Genomic DNA, 25737 nt, shown 5'->3' on the forward strand with positions numbered 1-25737 from the left:
GGCTGTCGCTTGTCGAATACGATTTACTATGCGACAGTGGAAAGCTGCACTCAAATGGTACAGCTCCATAGTTGACGCAGCCTGGGCCGGAGGCATATGAAATTAAATTCGTGGGGATCCCTCAGACTCTGACCCCATTATTTTTGTGTTGTCAGTATTTGTAGACATTCTTATTCGATAAAAGCCTTAATAGATCTGACTTACTTTTAGCAAAGTGAGCGTTTTTTGGTAAACTCTGTCGAGTATTTTTCTAGTCGAAGTAAATAGGACAAACTAATGGCCGTATTCGGTACAGTATTCATGCCACAAATGGCACTTGCTACCTTTGTCAACGATAAGTGGACTGACACCGAATTTGTCAGTGCAGATAGTATTCAGCTGCACCCTGGTGCACACGTGCTTCATTACTCAAGTACATGCTTTGAAGGATTGAAAGCATTTAAGCACGAAGATGGCAGCATCAACATTTTTAGAATGGATAAGAATATTGAGCGCTTTGCTCAAAGTAGCCGTCTACTTAACTTGCCTGAAATAGACAAAGCGCAAGTCGAAAAGATGATCATCGATATTGTTGCAAAATATGCCTCTGAGGTTCCAGAGCCTCCAGGTTCTATGTATATCCGCCCTACGCATATCGGCACAGAAGCGTCTATCGGTAAAGCGGCAGCGCCATCAGCAAGTTCTATGCTATACGTCCTGTTATCGCCGGTTGGTGATTACTTTGCTGGCGGTTTGAAGCCACTTCGCTTGTTGCTTGACGAAACAGGCATGCGCTGTGCGCCGCACATGGGAATGGTAAAAAGCGGTGGTAACTACGCCAGTGCGTTGCCTCCTATTCTTAAAGCGCGTGCAGAAGTTCAGGCTGATCAAATTCTGTTTTGCCCTAATGGCGATGTACAAGAAACCGGGGCTGCTAACTTTCTGCTTATCGATGGTGATGAAATCATTACTAAAGGGTTAGATTCTAGCTTCCTACACGGTGTGACCCGAGCAACGATTCTTCAAATTGCCAAAGACCACGGCATGAAGGTGAGTGAGCGTGATATTACTGTAGACGAACTACTAGAGCGTTCAGCCAAACCGAATACTGAAGCAGCACTGTCTGGTACAGCGGCTGTACTTACGCCGGTAGGTACTTTTATTCACAATGATAAAGAGTATCAGGTGGGTAACGGTGAAGCTGGCCCTGTAACGATGAAGCTAAGACAAGCGTTAAATGATATCCAATGGGGTAAGGCCGAAGACACTCACAATTGGTTGGTGAAAGTGCCAAACTAGTCTAATCAGACACCCATTAAAAAAGCCTGCGAACGCAGGCTTTTTCGTTTCTAAAAAGGCACTCGATTACTTCGCTTTGCCTTGCTTAGCGACTGCATCCATCATTGCTTTGATAGCGTCAGCATCGCCAAGATATTCTTTAGAGATTGGCTTAAGGTTTTCATCTAGTTCGTATACTAGCGGTACACCTGTAGGAATGTTTAGGCCCAACACTTCTTCGTCTGACATACCATCAAGGTACTTAACAAGAGCACGAAGACTGTTGCCGTGCGCAGCAATAATTACGCGCTTGCCTGCTTGGATGTCTGGACGAATAACGTCGTGCCAGTATGGTAGTACACGTTCGATAGTTAGTTTTAGACTTTCACCACGTGGCAGGATGTCAGCATCTACATTGTTGTAACGTGGATCGTGACCTGGGAAGTGCTCGCTGTCATCTTCAACTGCCGGAGGTGGGATGTCGAAGCTACGACGCCAGATTTTAACCTGTTCTTCACCATGCTTAGCGGCAGTCTCTGCTTTGTCTAGACCTGTTAACGCACCGTAGTGACGCTCGTTCAGACGCCAGTGACGCTCAACTGGAAGGTAGTGCTGACCCATCTCTTCAAGTGCAATATTAAGTGTTTTAATTGCGCGAAGAAGTACAGACGTATAAGCCTGATCAAATGTAAATCCAGCATCTTTAAGAAGCTGACCTGCGGTCTTTGCTTGTGCTACACCAGTGTCGGTCAAGTCAACGTCGTGCCAGCCTGTGAAACGGTTTTCCAAGTTCCACTGACTTTCTCCATGACGAATAAGTACCAATTTATACATAGTTGGGTTACCTGCGGCGTTAGAGTGAAATAGTCTGAGATAATTCCAGAAATTGGACGTTCAGACGTATATTTAAAAATCTGCTGTTATCATCCTTGATTGGCGCTTAAAAATCCAGTTTATGCTGGTACAAAATCGCAGGTAAGACGTGTGTTTATCACTATAACTTGGGAATATATTATATAAAACGGGTAAGGTCTGGATGAGCAACTTTTATCCACTCTTTCATTGATGGCTCTTCAATAAAGCTAAAGTCTTCGAAGTCGAAGCCAGGTGCTACTGTACAACCAACAAGTGAGTAATCGCCCATAGTTGCGGCTGCCTGAAAATTCCCTGCTTTAACAACTTCAACATAGTCCGTGCTTTGCCCACCAATGCGACGTTCCCACAACTGTTGTTTTTCAAGTTGAAACAGTTGTAGTGGAGCCCCTTCGTAGTGATTCCACACTTCATCATGTAACACGCGATGAAAACGACTTACTTGTCCCTTTAGTAGAAGAAAATAAATATGAGTAAGCGCGGGACGACTAGCATTGTGCACAAAGGATTTAGTTTCGTTTTCAGAACGGAAAACTTGACGATAGAAACCTCCCTCGGGGTGAGGTGCAAGGTTGTACTTCTTAACTAGCGGGTGTGTCATGAGAACTTCGTTATTATTGTTATTGCTTACTACTAATGCTTGTATATCCCAAAGCTTTCCTAAGCATGTATTAAGACATTTAATGTTTAACCTTCTTTTAAGCATACCGTTTGGTGCGTTATAAGAAAACAGAAATGTTGCATATTTGTAAACCATCTTAATCAGCAAGTACTCTGTGCATACGCGAAATTTTCTTACCAATTAGCCTCAATATAAAATGTGTCAAGCTTATTTACCAATAAGCGCTATCTGCCCCAGTCAGCTTTTTCCAACTGTTACAGCGCTTCTGCATAATCCATCTGTTTAAACCAATAATGAGAAATAGCTAAAAAAGCGATGCCATTACTAATAGTAGGTGAACTTTTTTTCATGTTTAGGCCGTACAAATTGGAAAATAAGGCGACGAAAAACACGTTGCTCGTTTCTTGCGTTGGCAAAATTGAAACGTAAACAATATTCACGAACAGGCAAAGAAGGATGGTGAGCGTATGACATATAAGTCTTTTTCGCAGCTTGAAGTAAACGGCAAAAACTTCAAGGCGGTTAATTTTGACGGTATAGGCAGTAAATATGCGCTCGACAGGCTTCCATTTTGTATCAAAATTCTTTTGGAAAACCTAATTCGTCATGAAGACCAAGAGTTTGTTAACAGCAACGATATTGAGCAAGTAGCAAAGTGGGACACAGATAATCACGTTGATCACGAAGTGTCTTTCGTTCCCGCACGCGTCATCCTCCAAGATTTTACGGGTGTGCCTGCTATTGTTGATTTAGCAGCCATGCGCGATGCGGTTAATCGTTTAGGTGGCGACGCTCAGGCGATTAACCCCCTCAATCCAGTAGAGCTGGTTATTGACCATTCAGTAATGGTAGATCATTTTGCTGAAGACGATGCGCTTGAAAAGAATACCGACATCGAAATCCAGCGAAATAGAGAGCGTTATCAATTTCTAAAATGGGGTCAGTCTAGCTTTGACAATTTCAAAGTGGTTCCCCCTGGTCGCGGTATCGTGCATCAGGTTAACCTAGAGTATCTTGCTCGTTGCGCGTTTACTAAGGAACAGGATGGAGAAACCTTGGTTTACCCAGATACCCTAGTAGGAACAGATTCGCATACCACTATGATTAATGGCCTTGGCGTACTTGGCTGGGGTGTGGGAGGCATTGAAGCAGAAGCAGCGATGCTGGGTCAACCAGTAACAATGTTATTACCAAAAGTGGTTGGCTTCAGGCTTTCAGGTAAGTTACCTGCTGGCGTAACTGCCACCGACATGGTGCTAACTATCACACAACAACTACGTGAACATGGTGTTGTTGGAAAGTTTGTAGAATTCTATGGACCGGGTCTTAAGCATCTTACTACGGCAGACCGTGCCACCATCGCAAACATGGCGCCTGAATATGGTGCTACTTGCGGTATTTTCCCCATTGATGATGTTGCGCTAGATTACCTGCGACTCACCGGCCGAGACGAAGATCAAATTGCCCTTGTAGAGGAATATGCGAAATTCAGCCACCTATGGCACGACGACCACTCAAAAGATGCCCAGTATCATGAGACCCTGGAACTTAACTTAGATGAAGTGGTTCCTTCACTTGCTGGACCTAAGCGTCCTCAAGATAGAATTGCCCTGGATAATGCAGCAGAGGCATTTAGAGAGTGGCATCGTTCGCAAATTGACGTGAAAGTACTTGATGAAGAAACCGATCTCATCGCAGAAGCGGGGTTAGGTACAACAGACGAGGTGGACGAAGAACACGACTCGTTCGTGGAGTTCAGAGGAAGCAAGTTCAACCTTGAAGATGGCGCTATTGTAATAGCTGCTATCACCAGCTGTACTAATACGTCAAATCCATCAGTACTCGTTGGCGCAGGCTTACTTGCGAAGAAAGCAGCAGAAAAAGGGCTAACTCGTAAGCCGTGGGTTAAGACTTCATTAGCACCTGGTTCTCAGGTTGTTACTCAGTATCTAGAAGATGCAGGTCTTATGGACCCACTTGAAGCACTAGGCTTTAACTTGGTTGGCTACGGCTGTACTACGTGTATTGGTAACTCTGGACCGCTACCTGATGCCATTACCGACGCCATTAGAAAAGCGAAACTTACGGTTACCTCAGTTTTATCTGGTAACCGCAACTTTGAAGGGCGTATCCATCCTGATGTGGCTGCAAACTACCTTGCATCACCACCACTGGTTGTTGCATACGCGTTGGCTGGGAACATGAATGTAGATATCACTAAAGAGCCGTTGGGGCAGGCGAGTGATGGTTCTCCGGTATATCTAAAAGACATCTGGCCTACCGAAGACGAAATTCAGCAATACATAGCGGAAAACGTCACCGGTGATTTGTTTAAAGAAAAGTATGCAGATGTATTTAAAGGAAGCGGTGAATGGAATGAACTGCAGGTAAGTAAAACATCGGTCTACGACTGGCCAGAATCAACCTACATTAAGCATCCGCCTTTCTTTGAAGTAATGGGTAAGGAGCCAGAGGCTCTAACTGCAATTGAAAATGCACGATGTTTGGTTAAGGTGGGCGATTCGATTACTACCGACCATATTTCTCCAGCCGGCGCCATCGCAGAAGATAGCCCAGCCGGAGAGTACCTGCAGGCCCAAGGGGTTGAGCCTAAAGACTTTAACTCTTATGGATCGCGTCGTGGTAACCACGAAGTTATGATGAGAGGTACGTTTGCTAACGTGCGTCTTCAAAACCAACAGGCACCTGGGACGAGAGGCAGTGCAACCACACACTTCCCAAGTGGCGATAGTATGTCTATTTTCCATGCTGCTATGCGTTACAAAGATGACGGCGTACCAGCCATTGTAATTGGTGGAAAAGAGTACGGTACTGGCTCGAGTCGAGATTGGGCAGCTAAAGGCCCTTCTTTGATGGGGGTGAAAGCAGTATTAGCCGAGAGCTACGAGAGAATTCACCGCTCTAACCTGATTGGAATGGGGATTTTGCCACTTCAATTTAAGTCAGGTGATAGCGCGAGTTCTTTGGAGCTTAAAGGCAATGAGTCTTTTTCTATTAACGCTGTTGAACGTGGGCAGACTGAGGTTGAAGTTAAAGCCGTGTCGGATGAAGGAAAAACAACAACGTTTACGATGGATATCAGAATTGATACATCAAACGAGTTCACTTACTTTGAAAACGGCGGCATTCTGCATTACGTGATAAGAGAATACTTGAAGAAATAGCACGTATAAGGGTAGTGGTAAGCGACTTCTCTGTAGTGAGAAGTCGCTATGCCATGTGATGTTAGTAATAGCGTTTTTCGCAGATTACTTCTTTAATATTCGAGCCGATGGCAGCGCGTGTCTCACATCTCAAATCTTGGGCTTGTGCACCGTAAAGAGAGATATATTCTTCTACATAAGGCTCTAAAGCATTGATGTAGTCTTCAGGTAAAGCATTCTTTATCTGTCGGTAAGAACGGTTCCATTCAGCGGTTTTTTGTTCCATTGCAACATTCAACCAGAGCCAGCCTTCTTCATAATTAACGGGCGTCCCCCATCCTTGGAAATACATTTGCGCGAGGTAATATTGACCTTCTTTATTTCCCATTTTTGCAGAAGCAGTCAGCTTCTCCAGTGCTTTTTCATACTTCTCTGCCTTCAGGGCGTGCAAGCCCAATTCTAAAGTAGATAAATATTCGGATTTCCAAATATGATTCTTTGTATGCGACTGAGCCAACGTAGGGGCTGAAAGTACAACTGAAGATAAAACGGCAGCTATTGCTAATAGATTTTTCATGTAGTATCCCTTCTTTTTGATAAATTTATAACGCAATTCACACTCATAGTGAACCGTCTAAAAGTACAGTTTTTGTTTTATGTTACTAAAAATTTTAAGAGTTGAGTGATTAATCTCCACCAATAATTTGGACTTGTGCAAGGTCGGTGTCGCCTTTCAAAACTTTGAAAATTGCGTCTTGAACGAGGGTGCGCATGCCATCAGCAGCAGCCTGAGACTTCATATCGGCGACGCTGGCTTCTTTGTACACCATTGACCGAAGCTCTGGCGTCATACCTAGTAGTTCATGTACCCCTGTTCTACCTTTGTAACCCGTGTTTCCACATTCTTCGCAGCCTTTAGCACGGTAAAGCTCTAGTGGCGTCTGAATATTCAGCTCCGCCATGTGAGCATGACCATACTGGCGCTCAATAAAGGCCATATCGGTTTCAGTGGCGATGTACTTTTCTTTACAGTTACCGCATAGTGTTCGAATAAGACGTTGAGCCAATATACCCACGCAGGCATCTGAGAAGTTCACTGGGTCGAGACCCAAATCAAGTAAACGGGTAATCGTTTCAGGGGCTGAGTTAGTATGCAGTGTAGACAGTACTAAGTGACCGGTTAACGAGGCTTCAATACCTGCATGCGCGGTTTCTTTATCACGCATCTCACCAATAAGAATAATGTCAGGGTCAGCACGTAAGAATGCGCGCAGGGCAGCAGCAAAGTTGAAGCCAATCTTGGGGCTTACTTGTACCTGTTGTAGGCCGGGTTGCGTGATTTCCACCGGGTCCTCAGCGGTCCAAATCTTCTTTTCAGGCGTGTTTAAATATCCCAATATAGCGTGAAGCGTGGTGGTTTTACCTGAACCCGTTGGCCCAACAACGAGAAGAATGCCGTGAGGCTTCTTAATCATTTCTTCTAAACGCGCACGGTTGTTCGGTGCCAAGTTCATCTTATCAATAGGCATCGCACCGCCAGATGCCAGAATACGCATAACCACACCTTCACCGGCAACCGTAGGAATGGTGGCAACACGAACTTCAACAAGTTGACCATTCATTCTAAACGCGAGTTTGCCATCCTGAGGTACGCGTTTTTCGGCAATGTTCAAATTCGACATAATCTTTATGCGTGCAATAACCGCACTGTGATGCGAATTAGGCACTTGGTTCATGTCGCGGCACACACCGTCCACGCGCATACGTACACGAGTGGGCGCGTTTTTCTCTGGGTCTATGTGAATATCTGACGCGTTGAGTCTTTTTGCATCGTGCAGAATACGGCTTACTAAGCGCACCACAGCAGGGGCGTCGTCAGAAAGTTCATCGACCTGGTCGTCGTTATCTTCAGTTGATGTACCAATCTCGTCGAGAATATCACTCATCTCGCCGGGGCCACCACCACCGCTGTTTTCCCCCAAATATTGAAGAATTAAGCTAGGAAGGCTGACAGCTATCTCGTAGCTATCAATACCCATGGCGCTCTCTATTTCCATAAGTAGCGCCGCATTATTAGGTTCAGCCATCAACACGATGGGCTTGTCATGGGCATCGGCAATGACAGCCACATAGTTTCTTTTTAAATAAGAAACATTCAGACGGCTTTCATTTTCGAACCTGTGATACTTATCAGGTAAATAAGGAATAAAAGGCACCTGATAGTGAATAGAAAGCGAGTTGCCAATTTCTTCTTCAGAGATGCGGTGTTCCGATACAAGACGCTGAATAAGAGCGCGAATGTCTGGAGTAGAACTTTGAATATCGTTTAATGTAGCCTCGTCTAATAAGCTTTTGTGGACTAGTAGATCGAAAGGGTTGTTTGTGCCGCCCAGTTCAAATCTGAACTTGTCGCCAAGAATAAGTGCAAGGGCATTACCTAGCTTTAAATCTTCTTCAGTAAAACCACCACTGACTTTGTTGATGATTTGGATAACACCCATCAACACGCCCGCATTCATTATAGGTACGCATAAAATGTTCTGGGTTTTAAAGTCATTGTCTTTGTCGAACTTGTCGGCGAAGCGCAGGCGAGGGTGAATGCTTTGAAGTAGTGCAGGATTATACGGGTCGTCAATAACCACAGCCTTTTGTGATAGGGCAACATAACCAGCAATCGACATTGGGCTAATTGGCACCTTTATTTCCAGCGTCTCTTTACCCGTTTTAAATCTCGCGACCAAATCTTGATGCTGACGTCGACGTTGAAAAATACTCATACGCTGGGCATCAAACAAACCAAGTATAATTGGCTCTAATAAGCCATATGCATCCAGTAACGTGGAATGGTTATTTAAAATGCGTTTTATTTGTGCAAAAGTTTGCTGGTTATTCACTACTTCCATATTCTCACTACTAATAATGTTGGCGCCTAGTCCTTTATGCATTTGGCGTTACAAGTGCCTGTTAAGCTAGGGTAACAAGATATACCTATACCACGAAAGCAACAATACTACTTATAGACAGTTACATACACTGGTATAGCGTAAAAATATGTGTATAAAAAGCAAACTGCCTCTTGCATTGCTGCTACCTTTCTGTATAATTCGCGCCCACTGCCCAATTAGGGCACGTAATTTTTAGCCGCGACCTCACTGCTTTTAGGGTGGTTGCCGAAGTAACGGATTCATCATCACTGATTAGCCTGTTGCTGGCGTGCTAGAAAAAAGAACAGGGTTCCGATTGGGAACCATCGGTTTACGCACATCCTTTCTTTCCGGAATAAATGGAAGAGAAAGGGTGAATTTTTTTGTTCTTTCGATTGGAGCTTAATCGATGCCAAATCAAAGAATTCGCATTCGTTTGAAAGCGTTTGATCACAAGTTGATCGATCAGTCTACGGCTGAAATCGTTGAAACTGCGAAACGCACTGGTGCTCAGGTAAGTGGTCCTATTCCTCTACCTACTCGCAAAGAACGCTATACAGTTCTGATTTCTCCGCACGTTAACAAAGACGCGCGTGATCAATATGAAATCCGTACTCACAAGCGTTTGGTAGACATCATCGAGCCAACTGATAAAACAGTTGACGCGTTGATGCGTTTGGACTTGGCTGCTGGCGTTGATGTTCAAATCAGCCTGGGCTAATAAGAGAGGGTTATAACAATGGCGATTGGTCTAGTCGGTCGTAAAGTGGGTATGACTCGCATCTTCACTGAAGATGGTACGTCTATCCCTGTGACTGTTATTGAAGCGACCCCAAACCGCGTTACTCAGCTTCGTACTGAGGAAACTGACGGTTATCGCGCTCTTCAGGTTACTGCTGGAACTAAGAAAGCTAACCGCATCAACAAAGCTGAAGCAGGTCACTTTGCTAAAGCTGGTGTTGAAGCTGGACGCACTCTAGTAGAATTCCGCCTAGAAGAAAACGAAGGTGCCGATATTGAAGTAGGCAGTGAAATCACTGTTGAAATCTTTAACGACACTAAGAAAATTGATGTAACTGGTACATCAAAAGGTAAAGGTTTCCAAGGTGCTATCAAGCGCTGGAACTTCAGTTCTCAGCGTATGACACACGGTAACTCTTTGTCACACCGTGCTCCTGGTTCAATTGGTCAAAACCAATCACCAGGTAAAGTATTCAAAGGCAAGAAAATGGCTGGTCAGCTTGGTAACAAGCAAGTGACTACTCAGTCTTTGGAAGTTGTACGTGTTGACGTAGAGAACGGCCTTATCCTAGTTAAAGGTGCCGTACCTGGCGCAACTGGCAACGATGTAATCGTAAAGCCAGCTGTTAAAGCGTAACGTCTGGGGAGTGAACTGATGGAATTAACATTGAAAGACGCGCAAAGCGCTCTTGAAGTATCCGAAGCGACCTTTGGACGTGAATTCAACGAAGCCCTGGTACACCAGGTAGTTGTAGCTTACGGTGCAGGTGCTCGTCAGGGTACAAAAGCGCAGAAAACTCGCGCTGAAGTTCGTGGTGGCGGTAAGAAGCCATGGCGTCAAAAAGGTACTGGCCGTGCTCGTGCTGGTACAATCCGTAGCCCAATTTGGGTTGGCGGTGGCCGTGCTTTCGCAGCAAAGCCTCGTGACTTTGACCAAAAAGTTAACAAGAAAATGTATCGCGGTGCGATCAAGAGCATCCTGTCTGAACTAATCCGTCAAGACCGTTTGGTTGTTGTAGAGAAGTTCGGTGTTGACGCACCTAAGACTAAAGCTCTTATTTCTGCACTTAACGAATATGAACTAAATGACGTTCTAATCGTTACTCCTGAAGTTGATGAGAACTTGTTCCTAGCGGCGCGCAACTTGTACAAAGTTGACGTACGTGACGTAGCAGGCATCGACCCAGTGAGCTTGATTGCATTTGAAAAAGTGCTAATGACTGCTGATGCGGTTAAACAACTTGAGGAGGCGTTAGCATGAAAGAAGAACGTCTACTGAAGGTGCTAGTAGCACCTCACGTTTCAGAAAAGTCTACAATGGCTGCTGAAGCGAACAACACAGTTGTATTTAAAGTAGCTAAAGACGCGAACAAAGCCGAAATCAAAGCTGCAGTTGAAAAACTGTTTGAAGTTGAAGTTGAAGGTGTTCGTACTGTGAACGTTAAGGGTAAAACCAAGCGTCACGGCATGTCTTTCGGTAAGCGCAGCGACTGGAAAAAGGCCTACGTGGTTCTTAAAGAAGGTCAGGACATCGACTTTGTCGGTGGTGCTGAGTAAGAAGGGGATTAGAAATGCCATTATTGAAAGCTAAGCCAACTTCTGCCGGTCGTCGTCACGTTGTTCAGGTCGTAAATCCTGACCTGCACAAAGGTGCACCGTACGCACCTTTGCTTGAAAAGAACAGCAAATCTGGCGGTCGTAACAACAATGGTCGTATTACCACTCGTCACATTGGTGGTGGTCATAAGCAACACTACCGTGTAATCGACTTTAAACGCAACAAAGACGGCATTCCAGCTAAAGTTGAGCGTTTAGAATACGATCCAAACCGTTCTGCAAACATTGCACTAGTATTGTACGCAGACGGTGAACGTCGTTACATTCTGGCTCCTAAGGGTATGCAAGCAGGTGATGCAATCCAGTCTGGTTCGGACGCTCCGATCAAGTCTGGTAACACTCTACCTATGCGTAACATCCCTGTAGGTACTGTTGTACACGCAATTGAAATGAAGCCTGGCAAAGGTGCGCAAATCGCACGTTCTGCTGGTGCTTATGCTCAGATCCTAGCACGTGACGGAAACTACGTTACCCTACGTCTACGCTCTGGCGAAATGCGTAAAGTTCTATCTGATTGCCGCGCCACTATCGGTGAAGTTGGCAATGCAGAGCACATGCTTCGTTCACTAGGTAAAGCTGGTGCTACACGCTGGCGTGGTGTTCGTCCTACCGTTCGTGGTGTTGCCATGAACCCGGTTGATCACCCACACGGTGGTGGTGAAGGTCGTACATCAGGCGGTCGTCACCCAGTAACTCCTTGGGGTGTTCCTACCAAAGGTAAGAAAACCCGAAGCAACAAGCGTACTGATAAGCTTATCGTACGTCGTCGAAACAAGTAATAGCGAGGATTCACCATGCCACGTTCTCTCAAGAAAGGTCCTTTTATTGACCTTCACTTGCTGAAGAAGGTAGAGGCTGCAGTGGAAAAGAACGAACGTAAACCAATCAAAACTTGGTCTCGTCGTTCTATGATCATCCCAGATATGATTGGGTTGACCATTGCGGTCCATAACGGTCGCCAACATGTACCTGTCATTATTAGTGACGAAATGGTCGGCCACAAGTTGGGCGAATTTGCGCCAACGCGTACTTACCGCGGCCATGTCGCGGATAAGAAAGCTAAACGTTAAGGGGTAGGAAGATGGAAGCATTAGCTAAACACCGTTTTGCCCGCACGTCGGCTCAAAAGGCACGCTTGGTTGCGGATCAAATTCGCGGAATGCACGTTGAGAAAGCTCTAGAGCTTCTTGCGTACAGCCCGAAGAAAAGCGCAGCGCTAGTAAAGAAAGTATTGGAATCTGCGATTGCTAACGCAGAGCACAACGAAGGCGCAGACATCGACGAGTTACGCGTGTCTAAAGTTTTCGTTGACGAAGGTCCAACTATGAAACGTATCAAGCCACGTGCTAAAGGCCGTGCTGATCGTATCTTCAAGCGCAGCAGTCACATCACTGTGGTTGTAGCGGATAACTAGGAGTAGATAATGGGACAGAAGGTACATCCTACAGGTATACGCCTGGGTATCAGCAAACCATGGACTTCTACCTGGTACGCTAATACTGCAGACTATGCAGACAACCTGTATAACGATCATCAGGTACGTCAGTATCTGACTAAGCAACTAAAGAACGCTTCACTTTCTAAAATCGTGATCGAGCGTCCTGCTAAGAGCATCCGTGTGACTATTCACACTGCTCGTCCAGGCGTTGTAATCGGTAAGAAAGGTGAAGACGTAGAGAAGTTGCGTAACTACGTATCTAAGCTAGCCGGCGTGCCAGCTCAGATCAACATCGCTGAAGTACGTAAGCCAGAGCTAGATGGCCAGCTAGTAGCTGACAGCATCTCTAGCCAGCTAGAGCGTCGTGTTATGTTCCGTCGTGCTATGAAGCGCGCAGTACAAAACGCAATGCGTCTAGGCGCGAAAGGTATCAAAGTTGAAGTTAGCGGCCGTTTGGGCGGAGCAGAGATTGCACGTTCTGAATGGTACCGTGAAGGTCGCGTTCCTCTGCACACTTTCCGTGCGGATATCGATTACGCAACCTCTGAAGCGTCAACTACTTACGGTATCATCGGCGTTAAAGTATGGATCTTCAAAGGTGAAGTTCTAGGTGGTCTACCTACAACTCAAGAGCAAGCACCAGCTGCTCAACCTAAGAAGAAAGGCCGCAACGCTAAGCGAGAGGGCTAATCATGTTACAACCAAAACGCATGAAGTTCCGTAAGATGCACAAAGGCCGCAACCGCGGCTTAGCAGCGGGTAATACTGTTGCCTTTGGTACTTACGGCCTTAAAGCAGTTGGTCGTGGTCGAATGACTGCGCGCCAAATCGAAGCAGCGCGTCGTGCTATGACTCGTCACGTTAAGCGTCAAGGTAAAATTTGGATTCGAGTTTTCCCTGACAAGCCAATTACTGAGAAGCCTCTAGAAGTGCGTCAAGGTAAAGGTAAAGGTAACGTTGAGTACTGGGTATGCCAAATTCAGCCTGGTCGTGTGCTATACGAGATGGAAGGTGTTCCTGAAAATCTTGCACGCGAAGCGTTTGAATTGGCAGCGGCTAAACTGCCATTTAAAACAACCTTTGTAACTCGGACGGTGATGTAATGAAAGCGACTGAACTGAAAGAAAAGAGCGTAGAAGAGCTGAACGCAGAGTTGATTAACCTGCTACGCGAACAGTTCAACCTACGCATGCAGCACACAACAGGTCAGCTTGAAAAAACTGATCAGTTGAGAAAAGTACGTCGTAACATCGCGCGTGTTAAAACCATTCTGACTCAAAAGGCTGATGCGTAATGACTGAGCAAAAAATTCGTACAGTACAAGGTCGTGTGGTTAGCAACAAGATGGATAAGTCTATCACTGTTGTAGTTGAACGTTTTGTTAAGCACCCAATCTACGGGAAGTTCATCAAGCGCTCTACTAAGCTTCACGCCCACGACGAAAACAACGTATGCAATAAAGGTGACGTAGTAACAGTACGTGAATGTCGCCCACTATCTAAGAGCAAATCTTGGATGCTAGTTGACGTTGTTGAGAAAGCTGGCGTTTAATCGCTAACTTTTTTCAAAGTCTTAAAAAAGCCGCTCTCGAGCGGCTTTTTTGTATCTGCAGTTTCTTACACGTGCTTCCATAGGCTTAAGCGTGTTCATTATCAGCGCCGTTGAAGACTAGCGTCTTGTATAAATCAGCGTAGGCACTGGACATCCTTTCTATACCAAATTTACTTGTGACAAGCTTATACAAAGCCTCTCCATATTGTGCTCTTTCATCAGGGGATTCAATTAGACTAATTAAGCTCTCCCCAATTCCGTCAATATCTCCCGGCGCTACCATTACACCTGTCTCCTTATGCTTGATAACTTCGGGTATTCCCCCCACAGGACTAGATAACACTGCACATTTATTAGCACCTGCCTGAAGTAAAATATCGCCTAAACCCTCTGAATAGGAAGGATGAACCAGAATATCTACATTAGGGAGTATTTTGGCTACCTCTTTAGTAAAACCGCAAAGCTTCACATGCTCGTCTAGCTTATGGCGTTCTATAAGTGATTGATAGCTCTCTTTTAGATTTCCCTCGCCAAACAATAAACAGGTTACATTTTCATGCTTGTTCAATACATCGTGCATAGCCAAAATGATATCCGCTTGCCCTTTTTGAGATATGTACTGAGCGAAGTTTGCAATGACGATATGGTCTTCAGGAATAGAGAATGTACGTCGCAGCCAACCGCTATCTTTGCATTGGGAATACTCTGTTAAGTCTACTGCTGGATATATAACGCGCTGATGTTCTACGCCTTCACAATGTAGTGAAACCACTTTCCTCACACCTTCAGATACGCTGATAACTGCATCGAATTGTTTGTACTTATAAAATGAAAAGTGAGTTTCGGGGTTATCTATTCGCCTTGTGCAAACCGTAGGCACACCTGAAATTTTGGCGAGCATGGCACCCCATACATCCGAACCCCGTTCGCTGTGCACATGAATAATATCTGGGTTAACCCCATTTACGACTTCCAGTAAACGCTTTACACATAGGAAGTCTGACTCACCGGCATACTTAATGGTATGCGTTTCACAATACCCAAAAGCCGTATGACGAATCTCACTGTCTTCAGCGCAAACCAAGTGAAGTGATATATCATCATGGTGCTCTAACGCATTGATGAGGTATGCAACTTGTTCTGCGCCACCGTGAAGGTGTATGCCAAGTTCAATGTGAAGAACGCGTATACTCAAATGCCTTCCTTAAAATTTATTTAATATTCTGTATACGCTGCTTTTTTATTTAAGACCGTTTTTTTGCGGCTTTTCTTATATGGTTGTGGTTACATCTTACTGTTTAAACATCGCTATACGCATAAAGCGAGTGATCAATATATTATTGCCTTTCTCATATACACTATTTACTTACGTATAGGGTCGCTTTGCCCTAGACGCGGGCTATTTAGCCACTACAATGTCGAAAGAATCTATCGGGAACTGCGGCACTAGATAGCTAGGATTACCTGCTTACCTCTGGGAGTGGGTGTTTCGCAGTGCCAAGCACACCGTATTTGAAAAGCATAATTCAATATCGATAGTCGATCACTTGTAGTTGTGCCGTCGAAGTATCTGTATCAAAAAGGACGTATTTATGGTTGTTGCCAATACACGTGGCTATAAACCTACTCTACTTGAAACGCTCTGCCGGTGGGGATATTCGCTTGTATTGGCGATTGCCATTCCCTTCGCATTTATTCATTTATTAATAAAAGCCACGAAAACAAGCGATGACTCACATCGAGGGAGATTTGAGCGTTTTGGCATAGTTCCAAAGCCGCTCAAGCAGAATGGCTATTTGTTTCACTGTGTTTCAGTGGGAGAAGTCGTGGCTGCTTCATGCGTAATAAAGCGAATAATGCAACACGAGCCAGACGCGCAAATAACCATTACTACAACCACGTCTACAGGCTCTGCTCGCGTTCGAGATATATTCAAAGACACCGTTCACCATTTCTATCTGCCTTATGATTTGTCGCTGACTATGTCTTCAATGCTGAAACGCATTAAGCCCAAAGCAGTAATGATTACAGAAGTTGAACTATGGCCAAACCTAATTCACGTGTGCTGGAAGCGCAATATTCCCGTTATGGTAATAAATGCTCGCATGACTGAGCGCTCGGCTAAACGTTATAAAAAAATCGGACAACTATTTAACCCTATGTTGGCTAAGCTATCTCACGTATGTGCTCAAGGGCAGAGAGACTATGATAATTATGCATGGCTTGGTGTTGCGCAAGATAAGCTAACCCTCACGAATAATATTAAGTTTGATCAAGCCGCAAATACAGCGAGCTCTTCTGCACATTTTCTTGGGTTAGCTAAGGGTGCAAGGCCAATACTAGTTGCAGGCAGCACGCACGAACCTGAAGAGAGCGTTATTGTTGAATCTGCAAAGGTTTTATGGAACGAGAACCCTCAACTACGGGTGATTATTGTCCCTCGCCATCCAGAGCGTTTTGAAGCCGTAGCAAAATTACTTGAAAGGCATAATCTGAACTTCGTCAAAAGTTCAGAGGTGGATAACGTTCCAGATGATGTGAACGTTATCCTGTTGGATGAAATGGGTAAGTTAAATCATGCTTATGCGGTAGCAACATTTGCCTTTGTTGGCGGCTCTATTGCAGATAGAGGCGGCCATAATGCCCTTGAGCCGGCAGCATTCTCGTTGCCAATAATGATGGGGCCACACACCTATAATAACCCTGTTATCTGCGACTATTTAAAAGAATGTGGCGCATTAAGCATTGTAGAAGATGCTTCTCGCGTTTCTTCAACGGTACAAGAATGGCTTGAATCACCCAGTAAAGCTGAAAAAGCGGGAATGGCCGGTAAAAAGGTACTACAGGATAACAGCGGCGCGTTAGATTCTACTTTAGCGTGTATACATCGCAGTATTCGTTAAATGCCGTCAGTCAAAAACAGCAACTCGTTGTTATTGAACAAAAAAGGAACCCCGCATTTGTGCGTCTGATGCACCAAATTAGGCGCTGTGACAGCTAAAAGATAATGAATAGGGACTTGGGTTTTAGCTATCTATTTGATTATACAAGGATTGTCAAAGTTGGTTCGCTGCTTGCTATAAAGTGTGCGACAGCGTAACAACAGTAAAATCCAAATAAATATGCACCTTTTAAAAAGGGCACTGCGTTGCGCGTTTTCCAGGGAGAGACCTCCTGCCGGTGGGCAGGAGGTTTTCTTACTTTTGCACTTCTACTTTTTCTTCTTTTCGTTCTGGTTCAATCAAGCTAATCACACGCCATCCTGCTTTAGGCTGAATACTGTTACCGTTGATAAAAGTATAGCTCTTACCTTCAGCGTTGATCGCAATGAGAGGTGTAGCGCGCTCACCATACTGTTTAATGTACTGCTCGTAAGTAAACTCTTCAGATAAACGGGTGGTTTTCACCATTGAGTCACGGGCAATGGCCGATGCTAAATACCCATAAGTAACGCCTTCATCGAACAGAGTAAGTTTTTTCGCGTATTGTTCGCTAACTTGGTGACTTGGTCGCGTAGATTGTTCGTTATTTGTCAGCGCCCATACTTTGTCTTTGCCCATCGTGTATTCAAAGTGATAAGCAATAAGTGGGTTAAGCTGTTTATAAGGCGACATAATCAGCACGGTCCCGAATGTATTCAGGTCAAGATGTCGTGCTGCATGGTCAGACATTGGGTTGCCAAAATATACTGGGATATCCTTCATACGCGCTTCTCTTATTGCGTCCCAGTTAGTATCTGCAATGGTAACGTCTAGCTTTTGGTTTATCATTTCCGTCGCTAAGGCGCGGTTGAATTTACTGCCACCGAAAATCAGATAGCCAGTTGGCGCAGGCGCTCTCACCTTAAGTAGCGACGCAACAGTGCGTGAAGTAAGGCTCTGTACTACCACTGTTGCAATAATCACCATAAAGACAATAGGAACGATAATACCCGCGCCTTCATAGCCAATTTCTTCAAGCTTTAAAGAGAAAAGGGCTGATACCGCCGCTGCAACAATACCTCGAGGTGCAATCCAGCTTAGCAAGGCTAATTCGTTTAACTTGAGTCCGGTACCAACGGAGGACGCCAATACGGACAAAGGCCGAGCCACAAACATAATGGCGGCAAGCACTACAATGGAGCCCCAACCTACATCCACTACCGATTGTAAGTTCAAACGCGTGGCAAGCAGAATAAATAAGCCTGAAATAAGTAAAACACTGAGGGTTTCTTTAAATTCAAGAATGTCTTCTACGTCTACGTCCTTCATATTGGCCAGTACCATTCCAGATATGGTAACGGCCAAAAGGCCAGACTCGTGCGCAACATAATTAGACGCTGCAAACACACCCAGAATAACGGTTAACACTGCGGTGTTAAGTAAATAGTGCGGTATCCAGTCTTTGCGAATAGACAGACCAAGCAGATAGCCAGAAGCGAGACCAAGTACGGAGCCAATTCCAATGGTTTTGCCAAACGCTATTAGCGTATGGGTAATGGCGGTTTCTTGCGATGCAACGATAAACTCGAAAACCAGTACGGCGAGCAGAGCGCCGATAGGGTCTATGACAATCCCTTCCCAGCGTAAGATATTGGCCAAATTCGTTTTCGGTCGCACGGTTCTGAGCATGGGTACTATAACCGTGGGGCCTGTTACGGTAACAATGGCTCCGAATAGGAAGGATAGCTGCCAAGTAAGATCAAGACTGTAGTGCGCTGCAGTGGCTGCGACAAGCCAGGTTACAACCACGCCCACAGAGCAAAGGTTTCGAACCATGTTACCGTGACCAGCGATGTCGCTGAACTTCAGCGTCAGTGACCCTTCAAAAAGAATAATGGCAACAGAGAGAGAAACGACAGGAAACAGCAAATCACCGAATAAGTCGTCCGCGTTGAGCACGCCAAAAACAGGGCCAACCACAATACCGACAATTAACAACGGTAAAATAGCAGGGAGCCTAACCTTATAGGCTAAGTATTGGCAGGTAATTGACAGCAATCCAACTGCAACGAGTGAAAGAAGCGGGTCTGACAAAGTGAGTCCTTAACGTGTTGATATTATTCCATGGTATATCAGCCTAAACATTTGTCATACAGAGACTTTAGGCCAACCTATGTTTATAGCGATATACGCTTGGGCTAAAAGTTTAGACCAATAGACCTTATTTAGTGCACTAAAATGCATGTTAGAGAGTGGTAGGTTTGATATTATTCGTCACTTATCGTTCTTTTCGGAGCCTTTCATTGAACACTCACTTTAAATTCGCGGCTTTATCAGCATCGCTTGTACTAGCATCGGCATGCGCAGTTCAATATCCCATCCCTTCTGCACAGTTACAAATAAAAAATATCGTTGAGTTGCCGGAAGAACTTTCAGAAACATCGGGTCTATTTTGCGAAACGGACGGCATGTACTCATTAAATGACTCAGGTAATGCTCCCATCATTTATCGTATAAATTACCAGGGTGAAATTATTGAACGAACGCGCTTACCGCTCACCAATAAAGACTGGGAAGCAATAACCGCTGACGCTTCATCGTTTTACATTGCGGATGTGGGAAACAATAAAGGCAAAAGAGAGCAGGTCGAAATACATAAAGTAAACCGCTCAAATGTGAATGACATCACCTCTATTACGTTGAAATACGAGGGTAACGACGCTTCGAATAACATTCCTTATGCACATGATTTTGACTCAGAGGCGATGGTTAAGCATGGCGATGACCTGCTTCTTTTTTCTAAAAGTTGGAAAACTGGTATAACCCATATCTATAAAGTGAACGAAGACGAAGCTGAGCAAACCATTAGTACGTTTGCTTCCATTGATGGACTGCCGGGCGTGGTAACTGGGGTAGACTTCGATCAGCACCAAAATAGGTTTGTTATCACCGGCTATAAATCAGATCCATTTGGAAACTTTGCTACTTTCATGGCTCAAGTATCAAGCGACTTTGCCCTTCTTGATGTATGGCCGCTTGAGCAATATAAACAAGTTGAAGGCATATGCGTGGATAATAGCGGCACATATTGGTTCAGCGAAGAAGCTACGGAAGGGCGCAAAGCATCGTTGTCTAGCGCCAGAGTAATGCCATAACAAATAGCGCCATAACAAGTAGTGCCAAAACAGGTAACGCCGTAACGAGCAACGCCATAAAAAAGCGAGCTGATTGAAGTCTGGCAGCCAATCCCCCCAAGCTTATTCACGATTGTGAATAAGCGCTCTTTCATTGTCAGCAGCTGTTCTTTTAAAGTTATCTTTTAGTCGATGTTAGTAAAATGGCTAATACCCAACTGCCTACATTCCTGTCTATACTGAAATTGTGATCGAATAAGTTGTAGCCAACCACAATTTGAGAGGCAGCGAAAAATGAGACGTTTAAACCAGTCCTTTTTAGCAATGTGTGTTTGCCCATGTCTATTAATGGCAGATGCAGCTAATGCCTCTGTGGTTGAAAAGGCTCAGCAATGGCTCAACAAATATTCGGACAGCGACGATACCTTCTCTTTGACCCTCACCAAAAATAAGATTAAATTCAAAGGCTGTAAGCAGAAGCAGTATCAATTAGCGTTCAGCCAAAAACTGGCACCTATGTTCAACGTCGAAGCCATTGTGCATTACAATAAAGGTCTGCTTGACTACGGAGTTTTGTCACAGCGTGTCAGAAGTCATGAATTTGAAGTAGTTAGCTGGTGGGATAGAGGTGATTATCGGTTGGGGTTAAGTCATAAAGTACGCCCCCGTCATGAGATGAGTATACCGGTTGCCGACACAATTCGTCTGCCTACTAGCACATCAGCTGGCCTTTACGTAGAAATTCCATTCAATGAAGACAAGCACCTTCTTACTGTTGGTGCTATGAGAGAGTCGTGGGAAAGTGAAGGAGCATCAATGCAATTGCCATGGCGCTCCAGCCGTGACAATCAAGTAAAAGTAGAATACGCCATCACTTTCTAAATGGTGGCGCATAAGGTTGTGTTATCTCACCGCTTTGCCATTCATAAGACATAAGTAAACTTAAAGCTTAAATCTGCTCACTTCAGACGATAGCTCTTGTGCCAGTTCGTCGAGCTTGTCACTCACGCTAACCAATATCTTAGTCGCATTCAGGGTTTCTTCACTTGATGCACTAATGTCATTAATGTTTCGACTGATATCTTCAACCACAGTAGCTTGCTCTTCCGTAGCCGTCGCTACTTGCGTGTTCACATCATTAATGTGAGCAATCTCTTCGGCGATATCTTGAAGCAGTTTGTCTATTTCATTGGTTGCGGTTACCACATCGGTTGTGCGTGCGCGACTTGACTCCATTTGCGAAACGGCAGATTTAGAGTCTTGCTGGAACTTATCGATCTTCACCTGTATTTCATCAGTCGCTTGAGCGGCACGTTGTGCAAGTGTTCGCACCTCATCAGCAACGACTGAGAAGCCTCGGCCGTGATCGCCAGCCCGAGCTGCTTCTATAGCAGCATTTAGCGCAAGTAAATTGGTTTGCTCTGAAATACCTCGAATTGTATCGAGGATACCGCCAATGGCTGCGGTGTGTTCATCTAGCGATTGAATAACCCGAGACACATCTTGAATTTGACCCGAGAGACCGTTTATCGCGTGTACTGCACGTTGGGTAATTTCTCGACCGTGAGCGGAATTAGTTGTAGCTAGATTTGCATTTTGCGCAGCATGGGTAGCTGACTGGGCTACTTCATTTACCGTACTGCCCATCTCTGTTAGCGCGGCTGCCGCCTGTAAGGTTTGATCGCGCTGGCTCTTGGTAGAGTTTTCTGTTTGATGAGACTGCTTCGCAACATCTTGTGCTGACGCCTTTAGTGCGTGACTTGTTTTCGCCACTTGCGAAATGGTGCCGTGAAGGTGATCAATAAAGTTATTGAACCCTTCCACTAATCGGGCAATTTCCTTTTGTTCTGGCATAGGAATACGAGAGCGTAAGTCGCCTTGTCCTCTGCCAAGCTGCTGGAAAACATCGGCCAGTGATTCAAGTGGTTTGGTAAGCGTGCCTGCTAGCCAAATACCAATAAGCGCGAAAGCGCCTGCTATCACCAAAGCCCAAATAATAATCTGGCGACTGCCTGCATTTAGTGATGCGTAAAGCTCATGCTCGGGTACTTGTGCAACCACGTACCAACCGGCTTTTTCCACATAGGTACTGGCAAACAGTTGCGTGTCGCCTGTTGAATCGCTGGTGGACATGGCAAAGCTCTGACGATTGAGTAGTCGCCCTGATGTGCTTGAATCGCTTATGGACGCTAACTTAGCCTTTCCTAATAACTCGGTATTGGGATGCGCGATAATGGTGCCGTTTCCGTCAACAAGAAAGACAAAGCCGGTTTGCGCAATTTTCACCGCATTGATGATATCTAGCAGCTCATCGACCGATTTAGCGACACCCGACATACCTCTGCCGTTTACTTGCTGGTAATTCGCAAAAAGTCGGTAACCTTGACCCGGTTCGTTGTATAGGCTTAGTGAAATTGGTTCGCCGCTATTTTTGTAAGCGAAAAACCACCCATCAAATTCATCGTTTTGTAGCACCCGCAAGAAACCATCTTGGTTCCAATATTTGTAGGTGGTTCTGTCTACAAATGAGGCTACCGTTAAATCGTTAAATTCAACGATATTACTTAAATAGCTAAGGAGACGGCGTTCGCCAGCGCTATCTGCGCCTGCCGACGACCAGGCAAGAATGTCGGGGTTAGAAGCAATGCCGTGAGCAACGGTAAGCATTACACTTGCTTCCCTGTCCACTCGGTTACCAACCTGTTTAAGTAATGAAGGAAGCTGAAGTTCTTCCATGTTCTCTTTAACGAGGTCACGGGCAATCCATTGGCTAATAGAACCTACAAGAATAGCAGCAGCGAGCACCGCCACAATAAGAGAAATAATGAGTTTTTGTTTTATACTGAAAGTCATGACTTTCGACCACGTAAGTTAATGCTGAAATTTATGATCAAGGGTGACGTGGCATTGCAGGCACAGCAACGTCTGATAATGAGTCCTAGGCGGGTCAGTACTACTCTCTGATTCTTACGCTAGTGCTATTGTTATTTTTAAAGCGCAGACAAGTTATCGACCTTTTCCCTGCAAGGTTTATACTTTTTGCTAGGGCAAAGAGATTGTGAAGCATAATTGACCAATAGGTCAATAGAAAGATGAGGCTTTACAAAAACGTCAGTTACAAAAAAGCCCTCTGCTTTACGAAGAAAACAAGAGGGCAAATGGCGTACTGAAGCTAAATATTTAATTAGCCACAGCTAGGGCCTGTTGCTCTTTGATGTACAGCGAATAACAACAGGACCTAGGAAGGGTAAGGACGTTAACTTACTCTTTGCTTTCCTTAGGAATAGGGAAACCACGGTCACGCATCAATGCGTCTACCTTGGCGTCACGACCACGGAACTTGCGATATGCTTCAGCTGGATCCATTGCGTTACGTACGGCGAATAGGTATTTCACTAAGCGATCGCCTACTTCTTTATCGTAGAAACCACCCGGTGCTTCCATAAAGGCTTCTGCTGCGTCAGCAGTAAGAACCTCTGCCCACATGTAGCCGTAATAGGCCGCAGCATAACCTTCACCCGAGAACACGTGACCGAAGTGAGGTGAACGGTGACGCATAACGATTTCTTCTGGCATACCAAGCTTCTTAAGCTCTTCACGCTCAAAAGTATCAGGGTCAATCTTGCTAGGATCGGTAGTATGATACTTCAGATCCATAATGGCAGAAGCCATGTACTCAGTGGTTTTGAAGCCTTCATTGAAGGTTGAGGCCTTCTTAATCTTCTCAACTAGTTCTGCTGGAATTGGCTCGCCTGTTTCATGGTGAACCAGATAGTTGTTGATTACCTCATCGGTGGTCAACCAGCGCTCTAATAACTGAGACTGGAACTCAGTGTAATCGCGTACGCCAGAATGCGAAGACGGGTATTCTACGTCAGACGCTAAGAAGTGAAGAGCATGACCAAATTCATGGAAGTAGGTTTCAGCATCATCCCACGAAATAAGTGTAGCTTCGCCATCAGCACCTTTCACGAAGTTCGAATTGTTTGAAGACAATACGGTCTTCTTGCCATCGAACGTGGTGTAAGAGCGATACGTCGTTGCCCAAGCACCAGAGCGTTTACCTTGGCGTGAGAATGGGTCAAGGTACCAAAGACCGATATGCTCACCGCTGTCTTTGTCAGTTACTTCCCATACTTTCACGTCTTCGTGGAAAACGGGTACTTTGCCTTCTTCAACAGGTGTGAAGTTGAAGTTGAACAAGCGACCTGCAACGTAAAACATCGCTTCGCGCAGCTTATCAAGCTGTAAGTACTGCTTTACTTCGTTTGAATCTAGGTCGTACTTCGCTTGGCGCACTTTTTCTGCATAGAAGCGGTAGTCCCATGGCGCAATAGTGATGTCTGCACCTTCTTCATCGGCAATGGCCTGCATGTCGGCCACTTCTTCTTCAACGCGAGCAATAGCGGCAGGCCATACTTTCATCATCAGATCCATGGCGTTTTCTGGGTTCTTCGCCATACGATCTTCTAAACGCCACTGTGCGTAATTTTCGTAACCTAACAGCTCAACGCGCTCATCTCGAAGGGTTAGGATGCGCTTGATAATGTCATTGTTATCAAACTCGTCGGCATTGTCACCGCGGTTGTAGTAAGTACGCCATACTTTTTCGCGAAGCTCTCGATTGGTTGAGTAGGTCAAGAACGGGTCCATAGACGAACGCGTATTGGTAATCGCATACTTACCTTCTTCGCCGCGAGACTCTGCTGCCGCTTTAGCTGCCTTTACGAACGAAGCGGGTAGGCCGTCAAGCTGGTCTTCAGTAATATAAGTAACGTAGTTTTCTTCGTCTGCTAGCACGTTGTTAGAAAACTTGGTGTGCAGCGTAGCAAGTTCTTGGTTAATTTCAGCATAGCGCTTTTTCGCTTCGCCATCTAACGTTGCACCGTTGCGCGCGAAGCTGTTGTAAGTCATCCACGTAATACGCTGTTCTTCTGGCGTGAGCGATTTCAGTTCATCAGACTCGTACACCGTTTTCACTCTTTCAAAGAGTTTTTCATTTTGCGTAATTTGAGTGAAGAAGGCTGACAGTTTTGGTGACATCTCGGCCTGAATTTCGCGGAATTCAGGGCTAGACTTGTTTGAGCTCCAAATGCCGTAATACGTGAATACGCGTCCAAGCTCTGCACCTGCGCGCTCCATTTCAACAATGACGTTTTCAAACGTTGGTGGCGCTTCGTTATTTGCGATGGCTTCGATCTCTTTAAGATTCAGTTCCATGGCTTTTTCTAGCGCAGGCTTCAAATCTTCCAAATTCATTTTATCGAAAGCAGGCACGCCACCGTACGGGCCTTTAAACTCTTGAAGCAGCACGTTATCAAACTGTGCTTGTTGAGATGTCGCTGTATTTTGTACATCTGTGCTGGTGGTCTCAGGTGCTTTTTGTTCTGAACATGCACCGAGTGCAACCACAACCGCCATAGCGGTGAGTGATGATTTAAATTTACCCATGAGTTTTCCTGTCTGTTTTTATCTATACGTTTTATGACAAAAAC

At 45.1% G+C, this 25737-nt stretch carries 24 protein-coding genes; 16 read left to right on the forward strand and 8 right to left on the reverse strand.

Features of this window, described 5'->3' with window-relative positions; translation table 11 throughout:
- Positions 1-276 precede the first annotated feature (276 nt).
- Entirely contained in the window at positions 277-1278 is a 1002-nt protein-coding gene (locus QME20_RS09860) for a branched-chain amino acid aminotransferase (RefSeq protein ID WP_014947969.1), read from the forward strand.
- A 66-nt stretch (positions 1279-1344) separates the two neighbouring features.
- Here QME20_RS09860 and gpmA read toward each other — a convergent pair whose 3' ends face one another.
- Positions 1345-2091 carry a 2,3-diphosphoglycerate-dependent phosphoglycerate mutase gene (gene gpmA / locus QME20_RS09865; protein ID WP_014947970.1) on the reverse strand — a complete coding sequence of 249 codons (747 nt, stop codon included), beginning with the start codon at positions 2089-2091 and terminating at the stop codon, positions 1345-1347.
- Between the two features lie 178 nt (positions 2092-2269).
- Positions 2270-2731 (reverse strand): cupin domain-containing protein, encoded by a 462-nt coding sequence (locus QME20_RS09870; protein ID WP_039225136.1) that lies wholly within the window; start codon positions 2729-2731, stop codon positions 2270-2272.
- Between the two features lie 488 nt (positions 2732-3219).
- On the opposite strand from QME20_RS09870, the gene acnA reads away from it, so the two are divergent.
- Positions 3220-5937 (forward strand): aconitate hydratase AcnA, encoded by a 2718-nt coding sequence (gene acnA, locus QME20_RS09875; RefSeq protein WP_281715864.1) that lies wholly within the window; start codon positions 3220-3222, stop codon positions 5935-5937.
- Between the two features lie 61 nt (positions 5938-5998).
- On the opposite strand, the gene QME20_RS09880 is transcribed toward acnA, so the two are convergent.
- Both QME20_RS09880 and QME20_RS09885 read right to left on the reverse strand, forming a co-directional pair.
- On the reverse strand, positions 5999-6493 hold the full coding sequence (locus QME20_RS09880) for a sel1 repeat family protein (protein WP_014947973.1): 495 nt from the start codon (positions 6491-6493) through the stop codon (positions 5999-6001).
- Positions 6494-6602: 109 nt separating this feature from the next.
- Complete coding sequence (locus QME20_RS09885; protein WP_187446869.1) at positions 6603-8819, reverse strand: GspE/PulE family protein; 2217 nt, start codon at positions 8817-8819, stop codon at positions 6603-6605.
- Positions 8820-9249: 430 nt separating this feature from the next.
- Between QME20_RS09885 and rpsJ the strand changes: the two genes are divergently transcribed.
- The 11 genes from rpsJ to rpsQ are packed head-to-tail and all read left to right on the forward strand — an operon-like array spanning position 9250 to position 14187.
- Positions 9250-9561: a 30S ribosomal protein S10 gene (gene rpsJ, locus QME20_RS09890; protein WP_010179497.1), complete on the forward strand. Its 312-nt coding sequence runs from the start codon at positions 9250-9252 to the stop codon at positions 9559-9561.
- An 18-nt stretch (positions 9562-9579) separates the two neighbouring features.
- Positions 9580-10218 (forward strand): 50S ribosomal protein L3, encoded by a 639-nt coding sequence (gene rplC, locus QME20_RS09895; RefSeq protein ID WP_014947975.1) that lies wholly within the window; start codon positions 9580-9582, stop codon positions 10216-10218.
- 18 nt (positions 10219-10236) lie between these two features.
- Positions 10237-10842, forward strand: coding sequence for a 50S ribosomal protein L4 (gene rplD, locus QME20_RS09900; RefSeq protein ID WP_012516958.1), 606 nt, complete (start codon positions 10237-10239; stop codon positions 10840-10842).
- The gene (gene rplW / locus QME20_RS09905) at positions 10839-11138 is read left to right on the forward strand and encodes a 50S ribosomal protein L23 (RefSeq protein ID WP_012516959.1); all 300 of its coding nucleotides are present in this window, start codon (positions 10839-10841) and stop codon (positions 11136-11138) included. The genes rplD and rplW overlap by 4 nt, the downstream gene beginning before the upstream one ends.
- Positions 11139-11152: 14 nt before the next feature.
- Positions 11153-11977 (forward strand): 50S ribosomal protein L2, encoded by an 825-nt coding sequence (rplB, locus tag QME20_RS09910; RefSeq protein ID WP_014947976.1) that lies wholly within the window; start codon positions 11153-11155, stop codon positions 11975-11977.
- Between the two features lie 15 nt (positions 11978-11992).
- The gene (gene rpsS, locus QME20_RS09915; protein ID WP_012516961.1) at positions 11993-12268 is read left to right on the forward strand and encodes a 30S ribosomal protein S19; all 276 of its coding nucleotides are present in this window, start codon (positions 11993-11995) and stop codon (positions 12266-12268) included.
- 11 nt (positions 12269-12279) lie between these two features.
- Entirely contained in the window at positions 12280-12612 is a 333-nt protein-coding gene (gene rplV / locus QME20_RS09920) for a 50S ribosomal protein L22 (protein WP_014947977.1), read from the forward strand.
- 9 nt (positions 12613-12621) lie between these two features.
- Positions 12622-13326: a 30S ribosomal protein S3 gene (gene rpsC, locus QME20_RS09925; RefSeq protein ID WP_014947978.1), complete on the forward strand. Its 705-nt coding sequence runs from the start codon at positions 12622-12624 to the stop codon at positions 13324-13326.
- A gap of 2 nt (positions 13327-13328) precedes the next feature.
- The gene (gene rplP, locus QME20_RS09930; RefSeq protein WP_014947979.1) at positions 13329-13739 is read left to right on the forward strand and encodes a 50S ribosomal protein L16; all 411 of its coding nucleotides are present in this window, start codon (positions 13329-13331) and stop codon (positions 13737-13739) included.
- Positions 13739-13930, forward strand: a complete 192-nt coding sequence (gene rpmC, locus QME20_RS09935; protein ID WP_014947980.1) for a 50S ribosomal protein L29 — start codon at positions 13739-13741, stop codon at positions 13928-13930. Before rplP ends, rpmC begins: the two co-directional genes overlap by 1 nt.
- Entirely contained in the window at positions 13930-14187 is a 258-nt protein-coding gene (rpsQ, locus tag QME20_RS09940) for a 30S ribosomal protein S17 (protein WP_014975444.1), read from the forward strand. The genes rpmC and rpsQ overlap by 1 nt, the downstream gene beginning before the upstream one ends.
- A gap of 85 nt (positions 14188-14272) precedes the next feature.
- On the opposite strand, the gene QME20_RS09945 is transcribed toward rpsQ, so the two are convergent.
- Positions 14273-15382 carry a glycosyltransferase family 4 protein gene (locus tag QME20_RS09945; RefSeq protein ID WP_187446860.1) on the reverse strand — a complete coding sequence of 370 codons (1110 nt, stop codon included), beginning with the start codon at positions 15380-15382 and terminating at the stop codon, positions 14273-14275.
- Between the two features lie 397 nt (positions 15383-15779).
- On the opposite strand from QME20_RS09945, the gene QME20_RS09950 reads away from it, so the two are divergent.
- A complete protein-coding gene (locus QME20_RS09950) occupies positions 15780-17090 on the forward strand; it encodes a 3-deoxy-D-manno-octulosonic acid transferase (RefSeq protein WP_281715865.1) in 1311 nt (436 codons plus the stop codon).
- A gap of 294 nt (positions 17091-17384) precedes the next feature.
- On the opposite strand, the gene QME20_RS09955 is transcribed toward QME20_RS09950, so the two are convergent.
- Positions 17385-19202 carry a sodium:proton antiporter gene (locus tag QME20_RS09955; RefSeq protein ID WP_014947984.1) on the reverse strand — a complete coding sequence of 606 codons (1818 nt, stop codon included), beginning with the start codon at positions 19200-19202 and terminating at the stop codon, positions 17385-17387.
- Between the two features lie 209 nt (positions 19203-19411).
- Between QME20_RS09955 and QME20_RS09960 the strand changes: the two genes are divergently transcribed.
- Positions 19412-20263, forward strand: coding sequence for a hypothetical protein (locus QME20_RS09960; RefSeq protein ID WP_014975448.1), 852 nt, complete (start codon positions 19412-19414; stop codon positions 20261-20263).
- A 327-nt stretch (positions 20264-20590) separates the two neighbouring features.
- On the forward strand, positions 20591-21124 hold the full coding sequence (locus tag QME20_RS09965; protein ID WP_239239526.1) for a hypothetical protein: 534 nt from the start codon (positions 20591-20593) through the stop codon (positions 21122-21124).
- A gap of 60 nt (positions 21125-21184) precedes the next feature.
- Here QME20_RS09965 and QME20_RS09970 read toward each other — a convergent pair whose 3' ends face one another.
- Positions 21185-23095 (reverse strand): methyl-accepting chemotaxis protein, encoded by a 1911-nt coding sequence (locus QME20_RS09970; protein WP_168532958.1) that lies wholly within the window; start codon positions 23093-23095, stop codon positions 21185-21187.
- Positions 23096-23503: 408 nt separating this feature from the next.
- The gene (locus QME20_RS09975; RefSeq protein WP_039225122.1) at positions 23504-25693 is read right to left on the reverse strand and encodes a M3 family metallopeptidase; all 2190 of its coding nucleotides are present in this window, start codon (positions 25691-25693) and stop codon (positions 23504-23506) included.
- Positions 25694-25737 lie beyond the last annotated feature (44 nt).

The sequence above is a fragment of the Alteromonas sp. CyTr2 genome (assembly GCF_947311905.1).
In the GTDB taxonomy this organism is placed as follows: Bacteria; Pseudomonadota; Gammaproteobacteria; order Enterobacterales; family Alteromonadaceae; genus Alteromonas; species Alteromonas macleodii.

Excerpts from the sequence above, each read along its gene's own strand:
- rpsS (WP_012516961.1), top strand. The coding sequence starts at position 11,993 with ATGCCACGTTCTCTCAAGAAAGGTCCTTTTATTGACCTTCACTTGCTG.
- QME20_RS09885 (WP_187446869.1), bottom strand. The coding sequence starts at position 8,819 with ATGGAAGTAGTGAATAACCAGCAAACTTTTGCACAAATAAAACGCATT.
- rplW (WP_012516959.1), top strand. The coding sequence starts at position 10,839 with ATGAAAGAAGAACGTCTACTGAAGGTGCTAGTAGCACCTCACGTTTCA.
- gpmA (WP_014947970.1), bottom strand. The coding sequence starts at position 2,091 with ATGTATAAATTGGTACTTATTCGTCATGGAGAAAGTCAGTGGAACTTG.
- QME20_RS09870 (WP_039225136.1), bottom strand. The coding sequence starts at position 2,731 with ATGACACACCCGCTAGTTAAGAAGTACAACCTTGCACCTCACCCCGAG.
- QME20_RS09970 (WP_168532958.1), bottom strand. The coding sequence starts at position 23,095 with ATGACTTTCAGTATAAAACAAAAACTCATTATTTCTCTTATTGTGGCG.
- QME20_RS09975 (WP_039225122.1), bottom strand. The coding sequence starts at position 25,693 with ATGGGTAAATTTAAATCATCACTCACCGCTATGGCGGTTGTGGTTGCA.
- QME20_RS09860 (WP_014947969.1), top strand. The coding sequence starts at position 277 with ATGGCCGTATTCGGTACAGTATTCATGCCACAAATGGCACTTGCTACC.
- acnA (WP_281715864.1), top strand. The coding sequence starts at position 3,220 with ATGACATATAAGTCTTTTTCGCAGCTTGAAGTAAACGGCAAAAACTTC.
- QME20_RS09950 (WP_281715865.1), top strand. The coding sequence starts at position 15,780 with ATGGTTGTTGCCAATACACGTGGCTATAAACCTACTCTACTTGAAACG.
- rplP (WP_014947979.1), top strand. The coding sequence starts at position 13,329 with ATGTTACAACCAAAACGCATGAAGTTCCGTAAGATGCACAAAGGCCGC.
- rpsQ (WP_014975444.1), top strand. The coding sequence starts at position 13,930 with ATGACTGAGCAAAAAATTCGTACAGTACAAGGTCGTGTGGTTAGCAAC.
- QME20_RS09880 (WP_014947973.1), bottom strand. The coding sequence starts at position 6,493 with ATGAAAAATCTATTAGCAATAGCTGCCGTTTTATCTTCAGTTGTACTT.
- rpsJ (WP_010179497.1), top strand. The coding sequence starts at position 9,250 with ATGCCAAATCAAAGAATTCGCATTCGTTTGAAAGCGTTTGATCACAAG.
- rplV (WP_014947977.1), top strand. The coding sequence starts at position 12,280 with ATGGAAGCATTAGCTAAACACCGTTTTGCCCGCACGTCGGCTCAAAAG.
- rplB (WP_014947976.1), top strand. The coding sequence starts at position 11,153 with ATGCCATTATTGAAAGCTAAGCCAACTTCTGCCGGTCGTCGTCACGTT.
- rpsC (WP_014947978.1), top strand. The coding sequence starts at position 12,622 with ATGGGACAGAAGGTACATCCTACAGGTATACGCCTGGGTATCAGCAAA.
- QME20_RS09965 (WP_239239526.1), top strand. The coding sequence starts at position 20,591 with ATGGCAGATGCAGCTAATGCCTCTGTGGTTGAAAAGGCTCAGCAATGG.
- rpmC (WP_014947980.1), top strand. The coding sequence starts at position 13,739 with ATGAAAGCGACTGAACTGAAAGAAAAGAGCGTAGAAGAGCTGAACGCA.
- rplD (WP_012516958.1), top strand. The coding sequence starts at position 10,237 with ATGGAATTAACATTGAAAGACGCGCAAAGCGCTCTTGAAGTATCCGAA.
- rplC (WP_014947975.1), top strand. The coding sequence starts at position 9,580 with ATGGCGATTGGTCTAGTCGGTCGTAAAGTGGGTATGACTCGCATCTTC.